This is a genomic window from Mycobacterium sp. E740 (genome assembly GCF_001672895.1).
Classification (GTDB): domain Bacteria; phylum Actinomycetota; class Actinomycetes; order Mycobacteriales; family Mycobacteriaceae; genus Mycobacterium.
The window spans coordinates 1-9,403 of the sequence record NZ_LZKP01000198.1 but is presented as its reverse complement, the minus strand read 5'-3'; the positions used below and the strand labels follow the sequence as shown (position 1 = coordinate 9,403).

General features: G+C 68.4%; 11 protein-coding genes. 5 read left to right on the top strand and 6 right to left on the bottom strand.

Going from position 1 to position 9,403, the window contains the following annotated elements:
• The first annotated feature begins 111 nt into the window (after positions 1 to 111).
• The 5 genes from A5663_RS19420 (at position 112) to nirD (ending at position 4,571) form a co-directional block, all read left to right on the top strand.
• Positions 112 to 369 (top strand): hypothetical protein, encoded by a 258-nt coding sequence (locus tag A5663_RS19420; RefSeq protein WP_068152906.1) that lies wholly within the window; start codon positions 112 to 114, stop codon positions 367 to 369.
• Positions 370 to 424: 55 nt separating this feature from the next.
• The gene (locus A5663_RS19415) at positions 425 to 1,183 is read left to right on the top strand and encodes an isocitrate lyase/phosphoenolpyruvate mutase family protein (protein WP_068152903.1); all 759 of its coding nucleotides are present in this window, start codon (positions 425 to 427) and stop codon (positions 1,181 to 1,183) included.
• A 9-nt stretch (positions 1,184 to 1,192) separates the two neighbouring features.
• On the top strand, positions 1,193 to 1,558 hold the full coding sequence (locus tag A5663_RS19410) for a hypothetical protein (protein ID WP_068152901.1): 366 nt from the start codon (positions 1,193 to 1,195) through the stop codon (positions 1,556 to 1,558).
• A 101-nt stretch (positions 1,559 to 1,659) separates the two neighbouring features.
• On the top strand, positions 1,660 to 4,227 hold the full coding sequence (gene nirB / locus A5663_RS19405; RefSeq protein WP_068152898.1) for a nitrite reductase large subunit NirB: 2,568 nt from the start codon (positions 1,660 to 1,662) through the stop codon (positions 4,225 to 4,227).
• Positions 4,224 to 4,571 carry a nitrite reductase small subunit NirD gene (gene nirD / locus A5663_RS19400; RefSeq protein WP_068152896.1) on the top strand — a complete coding sequence of 116 codons (348 nt, stop codon included), beginning with the start codon at positions 4,224 to 4,226 and terminating at the stop codon, positions 4,569 to 4,571. Before nirB ends, nirD begins: the two co-directional genes overlap by 4 nt.
• 19 nt (positions 4,572 to 4,590) lie before the next feature.
• Here nirD and A5663_RS19395 read toward each other — a convergent pair whose 3' ends face one another.
• From A5663_RS19395 to A5663_RS19370, 6 genes are all read right to left on the bottom strand, one after another.
• A complete protein-coding gene (locus A5663_RS19395) occupies positions 4,591 to 5,271 on the bottom strand; it encodes a sirohydrochlorin chelatase (RefSeq protein ID WP_068152893.1) in 681 nt (226 codons plus the stop codon).
• Positions 5,268 to 6,416, bottom strand: coding sequence for a uroporphyrinogen-III synthase (locus A5663_RS19390; protein WP_068152890.1), 1,149 nt, complete (start codon positions 6,414 to 6,416; stop codon positions 5,268 to 5,270). The genes A5663_RS19395 and A5663_RS19390 overlap by 4 nt, the downstream gene beginning before the upstream one ends.
• A 91-nt stretch (positions 6,417 to 6,507) precedes the next feature.
• Positions 6,508 to 7,089, bottom strand: a complete 582-nt coding sequence (locus tag A5663_RS19385) for a GNAT family N-acetyltransferase (protein ID WP_068152888.1) — start codon at positions 7,087 to 7,089, stop codon at positions 6,508 to 6,510.
• Between the two features lie 37 nt (positions 7,090 to 7,126).
• Positions 7,127 to 8,011, bottom strand: a complete 885-nt coding sequence (locus A5663_RS19380) for a 5-oxoprolinase/urea amidolyase family protein (protein WP_068152885.1) — start codon at positions 8,009 to 8,011, stop codon at positions 7,127 to 7,129.
• Complete coding sequence (locus A5663_RS19375) at positions 8,008 to 8,682, bottom strand: allophanate hydrolase subunit 1 (protein WP_068152883.1); 675 nt, start codon at positions 8,680 to 8,682, stop codon at positions 8,008 to 8,010. The genes A5663_RS19380 and A5663_RS19375 overlap by 4 nt, the downstream gene beginning before the upstream one ends.
• Positions 8,683 to 8,734: 52 nt before the next feature.
• Positions 8,735 to 9,403, bottom strand: a 669-nt coding sequence (locus A5663_RS19370; RefSeq protein WP_068152880.1) for a queuosine precursor transporter, incomplete at its 5' end; no start/stop codon positions are given.

Sequence of the window (9,403 nt, the reverse complement as noted above, 5' to 3'; positions counted from 1 at the left end):
TGGGATGTTCTCCTTCGGTTGACGTGATCTGTCTCACGGTGCACTGCATGATGTAGCTAGCATCGGGTGTCGTACTGTGATGCCTGACACCCTTCAGCCCAAGGAGGTCAAATGTCCAGCACTACCGAACTTGCCGAGCTGCACGAGCTGATCGGAAGCCTTCGGCGGTGCGTGACATCGCTGGCGTCGAGGTACGGAGACTCTCCTGCCACGCGTCGCATCGTCAACGACGCCGAACGGATCCTCAACGACATCGACCGTCTCGACATTGACGCCGAAGAGCTGGAGCTGGCCCGCGGCGTGGTTCACCACCACTACGCCGGGGACCGCATCCCGATCCCGGACACCCAGTACGACACCCGATGCTAGCTACATCATGCAGTGCACCGTGAGACAGATCACGTCAACCGAAGGAGAACATCCCATGCCCGACCAGGCACTCAGACAGCGGGCCGAAGCCCTGCTCGCGCTGCACCAGCCGGGAAACCCGGTGATCCTCCCGACGGTGTGGGACGCCTGGTCGGCCGGCCTCGCGGTCGGGGAGGGATTTGCCGCGCTGACCGTCGGCAGCCACCCGTTGGCCGACTCCGTCGGCAAGCCGGATCAGGAGGGCATGGATTTCGACGACGTGCTCGCGCGCGTCAAGCAGATCACCGCGGCGGTCGACGTGCCGGTGTCGGTCGATGTCGAATCCGGCTACGCGCAATCGCCGGCGCGGCTGATCGACGGACTGCTGGAAGCCGGTGCCGTGGGGTTGAACATCGAGGACACCGTGCACAGCGAGAACGGCAGGTTGCGGTCGGCGACCGAGCATGCGGAGTTCGTGGGCGCACTGCGGGAGGCGGCCGACGGCAGCGGCGTGCACGTGGTGATCAATGCCCGCACGGACTTGTTCCTGCGCAAGGACGGCGATGACGCCGACCGGGTCGACCGTGTTCTCGCCAGGCTCACCGAGGCCGCAGCCGCGGGCGCCGACGTGCTCTACCCCGTCGGCCGCCATGACCCGGATACCCTGCGCCGCTTGACATCCGAACTTCCATTACCGGTGAACGCGATCGCCCTGCCCGACCAGGACGACCCGGCGTCGTTCGGCCCGCTCGGGGTGGCGCGGGTCAGCTTCGGACCGTTCCTGCAGGCCGCGCTGTCGGTGCGGGCCAAGGAACTGCTGCAGCGTTGGGTTTGAGGTGCGGCCGTGGCTGAAGACGACCAGAACTGGACCGACCAGCAGTCGCTGATCATCACCGCGGGTGTCGCGGCGGCGGTGCTGGTGGCGATCCTCATCTATGCGGTGCTGCGCACCGCCGATGCCGCCAGGATTCCCGAGACCGTGCCGCCGCCGGCACCATCGGCCGTCGACGGCGTGTACACCACCTCGTCGACGACCACCACCAGCTACACCAGGCCCAGCGTGCAGACCACGGAAGTCCGGACACCGGAGCCGCCTCCCACCAGCACCACGACCACCACCACGACGACGACCACGACGACCACATCGTCGTATCCGTTCGAGCCGACCACCTCGTACCCGTACGAGACGACGGAGACGACGAGCGACTGAGCCAGCGGTCTCACAACCGTCGCCGAACCCTGTGAGCACACCGTGATGAGCGCTTCACACGAGGCGACATTTCGGCAATGTCGGCTGCTTAGCGTCGTTGCATGCGGTCAAGAAGAAACGTGGTGGTGGTCGGCCACGGCATGGTCGGTCACCGGTTCGTCGAGGCGCTCCGGTCCCGTGACGCCGACGGCAACTGGCGGGTGACCATCCTCGCCGAGGAAGCCGACGCGGCCTACGACCGCGTCGGGCTCACCGGCTACACCGACCACTGGGACCGCGGCCTGCTCGCGCTCACGGGCAACGACTACCCGGGCGACGACCTCGTCGACCTCCGGCTGAACACGCGGGTGACCGGGATCGACCGGACGGCCAAGGCCGTGCTGACCGCCGACGGCGGCCGGGTGCCGTACGACGCGTTGGTGCTGGCGACCGGTTCGTACGCCTTCGTGCCGCCGGTGCCCGGACGCGACCTGCCCGTCTGCCACGTCTACCGCACCCTCGACGATCTGGATGCGATCCGGGCCGGTGCGAACGTCGCGCTGGAATCGAAAACACCCGTCGGCGTGGTGATCGGCGGCGGACTGCTCGGGTTGGAGGCGGCAAATGCGTTGCGCGCCTTCGGGTTGACCACCCACGTCGTCGAGATGGCGCCGCATCTGATGGCCGCGCAGCTCGACGAGGCGGGCGGCGTGTTGCTCAGCCGGATGATCAAGAGCCTCGGGATCGAGGTGCACACCGGCGTCGGCACCGAGAGCATCATGCCGGTGCAGCGCAACAAGCCGCTGCGCAAATCCGACCGGGACGATTCGGTGCGGTTGTCACTCAACGACGGAAGCCATATCGACACCGGCGTGATCGTGTTCGCCGCCGGCGTGCGCCCGCGCGACGAGTTGGCGCGCGAAGCCGGCCTGGACGTCGCCCAGCGTGGCGGCGTCCTCACCGACCTGTCCTGCGTCACAAGCGATCCCGACATCTATGCGATCGGCGAGGTTGCGGCGATCGAGGGCCGCTGCTACGGGCTGGTGGGACCCGGCTACACCAGCGCGGAGGTGGTGGCCGACCGGCTGCTCGGCGGTGCCGCGGAGTTCCCGGACGCCGACATGTCGACCAAGCTCAAATTGCTCGGCGTCGACGTGGCCAGCTTCGGTGACGCCCAGGGCCGCACGCCCAACTGCCTCGAGGTGGTGGTCAACGACCCGGTCAAGCAGACCTACGCCAAGCTGGTGCTCTCCGACGACGCCAGGACCCTGCTGGGCGGCATCCTGGTCGGCGATGCGTCGTCCTACGGTGTGCTGCGGCCGATGGTGGCCAGCGAGCTGCCCGGCGACCCGCTGTCGTTGATCGCTCCGGCATCCGACGGTGACGCGCCGGGCCTGGGAGTCGGTGCGCTGCCGGACATCGCGCAGATCTGCTCGTGCAACAACGTGACCAAAGGCGATCTGAAGGAGGCGATCGGCGGGGGATGTACCGATGTGCCCGGCCTGAAGAAGTGCACGCTGGCAGGCACCTCGTGCGGTTCGTGTGTGCCGCTGCTCAAGCAACTGCTGGAGGCCGAAGGTGTCGAACAGTCCAAGGCGCTGTGCGAGCACTTCTCTCAGTCGCGCGCTGAACTTTTCGAGATCATCAGCGCCACCGAGACGCGCACCTTTTCCGGCCTGGTCGAACGGTTCGGTACCGGAAAAGGTTGCGACATCTGCAAACCCGTGGTCGCGTCGATCCTCGCCTCGACGAGCTCGGAGCACATCCTCGACGGGGAACAGGCTTCACTGCAGGACTCCAACGACCACTTCCTGGCCAACATCCAGAAGAACGGCAGCTACTCGGTGGTGCCGCGATCGCCCGGCGGGGAGATCACCCCGGAGCAGCTGATCCTCATCGGCGAGATCGCCAGGGACTTCGGTCTTTACACGAAGATCACCGGCGGACAGCGCATCGACATGTTCGGTGCGCGCGTCGACCAGTTGCCCGAGATCTGGCGCCGCCTGGTCGACGGCGGCATGGAGTCCGGGCACGCCTACGGCAAGGCCCTGCGCACCGTCAAGAGCTGTGTGGGCAGCACGTGGTGCCGATACGGCCAGCAGGACTCCGTCGACATGGCGGTCGAGATCGAGAAGCGCTACCGGGGCCTGCGCGCACCGCACAAGATCAAAATGGCCGTTTCGGGATGTGCGCGCGAATGCGCCGAAGCGCAGAGCAAGGACGTCGGCGTCATCGCCACCGAGCAGGGCTGGAACCTCTACGTGTGCGGCAATGGCGGGATGTCGCCGCGCCACGCCCAGCTGCTGGCCGGCGACCTCGACGACGAGACCCTGATCCGCTACATCGACCGGTTCCTGATGTACTACATCCGCACCGCCGATCGGTTGCAGCGCACTGCGCCGTGGCTGGAGGCGATGGACTTCCCCGACAAGACCGGCCTGGAGCATCTGCGCGATGTCGTGTGCAACGACTCGCTCGGCCTGGCAGACGAATTCGAGGCGGCCATGGCTCGACACGTCGAGGGCTATGCGTGCGAATGGAAAGGCGTCCTCGAGGACCCGAACAAGCTGTCGCGCTTCGTGTCGTTCGTCAACGCTCCCGAAACCCCTGATTCCACCGTCGAGTTCACCGAGCGGTCCGGCCGCAAAGTACCAGTGTCCATCGGAATGCCGAAGGTGCCCCAGAAATGACTCTGCTGAACGAGATTCATATGTGGACGACTGCGTGCCGCTACGAGTTCCTGATCCCGAACCGGGGAGTCGGCGTGTTGCTGGCCGACGGCACACAGGTGGCCTTGTTCCGCCTCGACGACGGATCGCTGCACGCGCTGGGCAACATCGACCCGTTCTCCGGTGCCGCGGTCATGTCGCGCGGCATCGTGGGTGACCGGGGCGGTCGTGCGACCGTCCAGTCACCGATCAAGAAGCAGGCGTTCGCGCTCGACGACGGGGTGTGCCTCGACGACCCGGAGGTCTCGCTGCCGGTCTACGCGACGCGTGTCACCGACGACGGCCACGTCGAAGTCGGCGCCTAATCTTCCGCGGCATCGGGGGTCAGGCCGCCAACGGTAGGCGGGCGCGGCGGAACCGGTTCGCGATCAACCGCACCATCGCGGGATGGGTGCCCAGCGGATCGGTCACCGCATCGGCTCCGCTGGCACGCAAGCGATCCTGGAACAGGCCCTCCGCCAACAGGTACGACGCGACCACTACCCGCCGTGCGCCTCGGCGGCGTAGCCGGGCCACAGCGTCGGCCACCCGCGGTTCACCGGTGGCGGCGTAAGCCAACTCGACCCGCTCGCCGATGACCGCCGACAGCAGTGCCGCCGTGCGTCGCAGGTCCGACAACGCGCCCGCGTCGGACGTGCCCGCCGCCGCGAGTACGACTGAATCGCCCGGGCGCCAACGGCCTTCGAGTAGCCGATCGATCAACACGCGGGTCAGTTGCGGGCTCGGGCCCAGCGCCTCGGCGACTGTGACGTCAGGATGTCCGCTCGAGGCGACGTGCCCAGGGATGTCGACGGTGACGTGGTATCCGCGGGACAGGAAGGCGGGCACGAGGATTGTGCGGCCGGGCAGTGTCCGCAACACTTCACTCGGCGTGGGGCCGAGCACGTCGACGAACGCCACCCGGACCGGGGCACCCAGCACCGTCGACACCCGGCCGGCCAGTTCCCCGATCAGCTCCACCCCGCTTGGCTTGCGGGTCCCGTGCGCAACCAGCAGAAGGCTCATGGTGTGAACGCCAAACTGTCCTCGACAGCCAGCCGGTATCCCCGCTTGACCACCGTCGACACGATGTTCTTGTCGCCCAACGCCGTACGCAGGCGCAGCACCGCGGTCTCCACCGCGTGGGTGTCGGTGCCGCTGCCCGGCAGCGCACGCAGCAGGTCGGTGCGCGACACCACCGCGCCGGGCCGGTGGGCGAGCGCGCGGATCGTCGCCATCCCCGCGGGCGACACGGGCTTGACGACGCCGTCGACCAGCACACAAGTGCCGCGGATCTCGAGTAGGTGTCCGGCCACCCGAACGGTCCGCGAGCACAGCAGTGGCAGTTCGTCGGTGATGTGACGGGCCAACGCCCCCAGCCGCATTCGCTCCGGCGCTGACGCCGGCACGCCCAGTCGCGCAAGCGGCCGAGCCGTCACCGGGCCGACACACATCGCGTGGACGTCGCGACGGAAGGCGGCGAGCACCCGGCTCTCCAGCTCCATTTCCCTGGCCCGCAACAACACCGACGCGACGGCGGGCGCCGAGGTGAAGCTGACCGCGTCGAACTTCTCGTCGGCGATCCCGGCCACGAGTTGGTCGAAGTCTCCGTCGCGCGGGGCCGGAAGCCACCGGTACACGCTGATCGGCACGACGTCGGCACCGGCCGCACGCAACTCGTCGAGGAACTCGGGGAACGGGTCCCACTCGTCGGTGGCGCCGTGCAGTTGAACCGCGATGCGCCGCCCGGCGATTCCACCCTCGACGAGGTAGTGCACCAACTCGCGCGACGACTCCGAGTCGGGAGACCATTCCTCGGGCAGCCCCGCCGCGCGCAGCGCCCCGGTCGCCTTGGGGCCGCGGGACACGACACGTGCCTTGCCGAGCGCGGCGATCAGGTCGCCGGCCAGCCCCCAGCCGTCGGCGGCGGCGATCCAGCCGCGGAATCCGATGCCAGTGGTCGCGATGACGATATCCGGCGGCACGTCGATCAGCGCTTCGGTGTGCGCACGCAGGACCTCGTCGTCGGGTAGCGGCACCATCTGGATCGCGGGCGCGCTGGTCACGGAGGCGCCGCGGCGACGAAGCAGCGCGCTCAGCTCGTCGGCGCGCCGGGCGGAGGTGACGGCCACCCGGAATCCGGTGAGCGGCGCCCAGTCGGGCTCGGTCATGGGTTATGTGTATGCAGCGCATGTTTCCGAGCGATTACTTGACCGTTGCCGCGCCGTGTCGACCGCCCTGGTGCCTAGCGTGAGCGGCGTCTCACCACACGTCGCCGTCGCGCCAGTCGCAGGTGATCTCGGTGCCGGTATCCAGGTCCAGATCAGCCGGCAGGTTCACCGGCAGCACGAACAACGCGTTGTCGTCGTCGGGGGTACGGGTCAGGCCGGCCGGCGCGAGCACGGACGTCGGGCCGCGCCACGGCAGCCACCCGCGCGACGTGTACACCGGCCGCCCGGCCTCCGACGCGCTCAGCGCTCCGATCTGGTACGCGCCCCGCAGCACCTGTTCGACGGCGTCCATCACGGCCCGGGCCAGCCCCTGTCCCCGCCAGTCCTCGCGTACGGCGACCGCTTCGACGTAGCCGCACCGAAGTGCGGCGTCGCGATACAGCAGTCGCCGCTGAACCACCGCCGCATGGCCGATCAGCGCCCCGTGGTCGAAGATCATCGCGTGCATGCCGCCGAGGGAATGCTCCCAGTCGACGTCGGTGAACTCGCCGGCGAACGCGTCGATCACCATGCGTTTGGCGTCCTGGCGCGTCTCCGGGTCGAGGTCGGACGTGTGGATCAGCCGCGCGGTGTGGATGCGCACGACGGGAACAAGCGGGTCCTGAACATGCACACTGCTTTTCTACCAGCGCGAAGCAACCCCTGCGGTGCTAGCCGCTTTCGAATGGCCTGCGCGGTCGCGACCAGTGCATCCGCACCGTCTGACCGGGCCGCACCTGGGCCACCTTGTCGATGTCCTCGTCGGCGACGACGCCGATGACCGGATACCCGCCGGTGACGGGATGGTCCGGACCCAGGATGACCGGAAAGCCGTTCGGCGGCACCTGAATTGCGCCGCGTACGGCGCCCTCGCTGGGCAGTTGGCGGTCGGGCCGGCGGTGTTCGAGCGGCATCCCGACCAGTCGCATGCCGACGCGGTCGCTCTTGTTGGTCGCCAGCCAGTTGGTGCGGATCAGGACATCGGGGTCGACGAACCAGGTGTCACGCGGGCCGGGTACCACCATCAACTCGATCGTGTCCTCTTCGATGGCCGCGACCGGGGCCTGGTCGAGTTCGGGGAACTCCTCGGTGTGCTCGCCGACCGGCAGCACGTCGCCCTCCCGCAGCGGGTGGGGACCGATCGCTGACATCACGTCGTAGGACCGCGACCCGAGCACCGGCGTGACGTCGATGCCCCCGCGGACTGCCAGGTAGGTCCGCAGGCCGGAGCGCGGTGCGCCGAGCGAGACCACCTCGCCATCGTGCGCGTAGTGAATACTGTTGATGCCGAACGGTATTCCGTTGACAGCGGGATCGGTGTCGGCGCCGGTGACGGCGACCGCGACGTCGCCGCCGCGCACCCGGGCGGTGAGTCCACCGAACGTCACCTCGATGGTCGCCCGGTTGTCGGGGTTGGCGACCAGCCGGTTGGCCAGCATGTGTGACCGCCGGTCGGCGGCGCCGGAGCGGCCCACGCCCATGTGCGCGAGCCCCGGGCGGCCGAGATCCTCGATCAGCGCCAGCGGCCCGGAGCGCAGGATCTCGAGCGTGGTCATGACCCGGCCCCGTCGCGGAACTGCACCCACATGCCGGCGGTCAACAACGCCGGGTCGGCACGCTCGACGTCCCACAGCACTGCGGAGGTGCGGCCGATCAGCTGCCAGCCGCCCGGCGACTCGCGCGGGTAGACACCGCTGAATTCGCCCGCCAGACCGACGGCGCCGGCAGGCACCTTCGTCCGCGGTTCGGAACGGCGCGGCACCTCCAGGCGAGGGTCACCGCCGACGAGGTAGGCGAACCCCGGCGCGAACCCGCCGAACGCCACCCGCCACAGGCGCCCGGTGTGCGCGGCCACCACCTGCTCGGGTGTCAGCCCCATCAGCCGAGCCACCTCGTCGAGGTCCGGTCCGTCATAGACCACGTCGATCGTGACGTCGGGCCGCACGCCTGTCGGTGCGGTCAACCCAGCGCCGGCAGCGGCGTCGATCCGCAGGTTGCGCAGACGTTGCCGCGTCGGCGCCTGGTAGCGCGGGTCCGCCAGCTTGACCAATACGGTGCGCGCGGCCGGCACGATGTCGAGCACGCCGGGCAGACCGGCGCCGCGGACCGCGTCGGTCCACGCCAAAACCTCGGCGGTGCTGTCGAACTCGAGCAGCAACGCCTTGTCGCCGTAGTCATGAATAGTGCCGACGGCCCTTGAATCCATCAGATCGGCTGACCCGCTCATGACCCGAAACTACCCGCGAGTAGCCAGCGGCGCTCGTGGTCTTACCGAAGCGTCACAACACCGGCTGATACGTCGGTTCGCGGCGCTTGATGAACGCGATCACCCGGTAGGTCACCGGCAGGACGACCACCTCGACCGCGGTCTTGTAGACCCAGCCCAACGCCACGTACGTGAGGAAGTCGCGCCACGTGCTGATCCCGATGGCGCCCGCGGCGATGCTGCAGAACACCAGCGTGTCGGCGAACTCGCCGACGACCGTCGACCCGACCAACCGCGCCCACAGATGCTTCTCGCCCGATCGCGCCTTGATCTTCACGACGACCCAGGCGTTGAGCGTCTGCCCGACGATGAAGCCGGCCAGTCCCGCGATGATCAGCTGGGTGAACGGCTTCACCACCGCCTCGAACGCCGCTTGGTTGGTGTAGAACGCGGCGGCGGGCATCGCGGCGGTGACCCAGAACGTGAACGCGGCGAGCGCCTCCATCACGAACGCGATGTAGATGGCCCGCCGGGTGGCCTTGAACCCGTACACCTCCGACAGCACGTCGCCGATCACGTAGGTGAGGGGGAACACGACGAAGCCGCCGTCGGTGATCAGCGACCAGTCCCCGATGATAGGGCCGAACGCGATGCCTTTGGTCGCCGCCACGTTGGAGATCAACACCAGGCCGGTGAAGACCGCGACCAGCGTCGGATAGTAGGCAGAGCCGGTCGTCGCGAA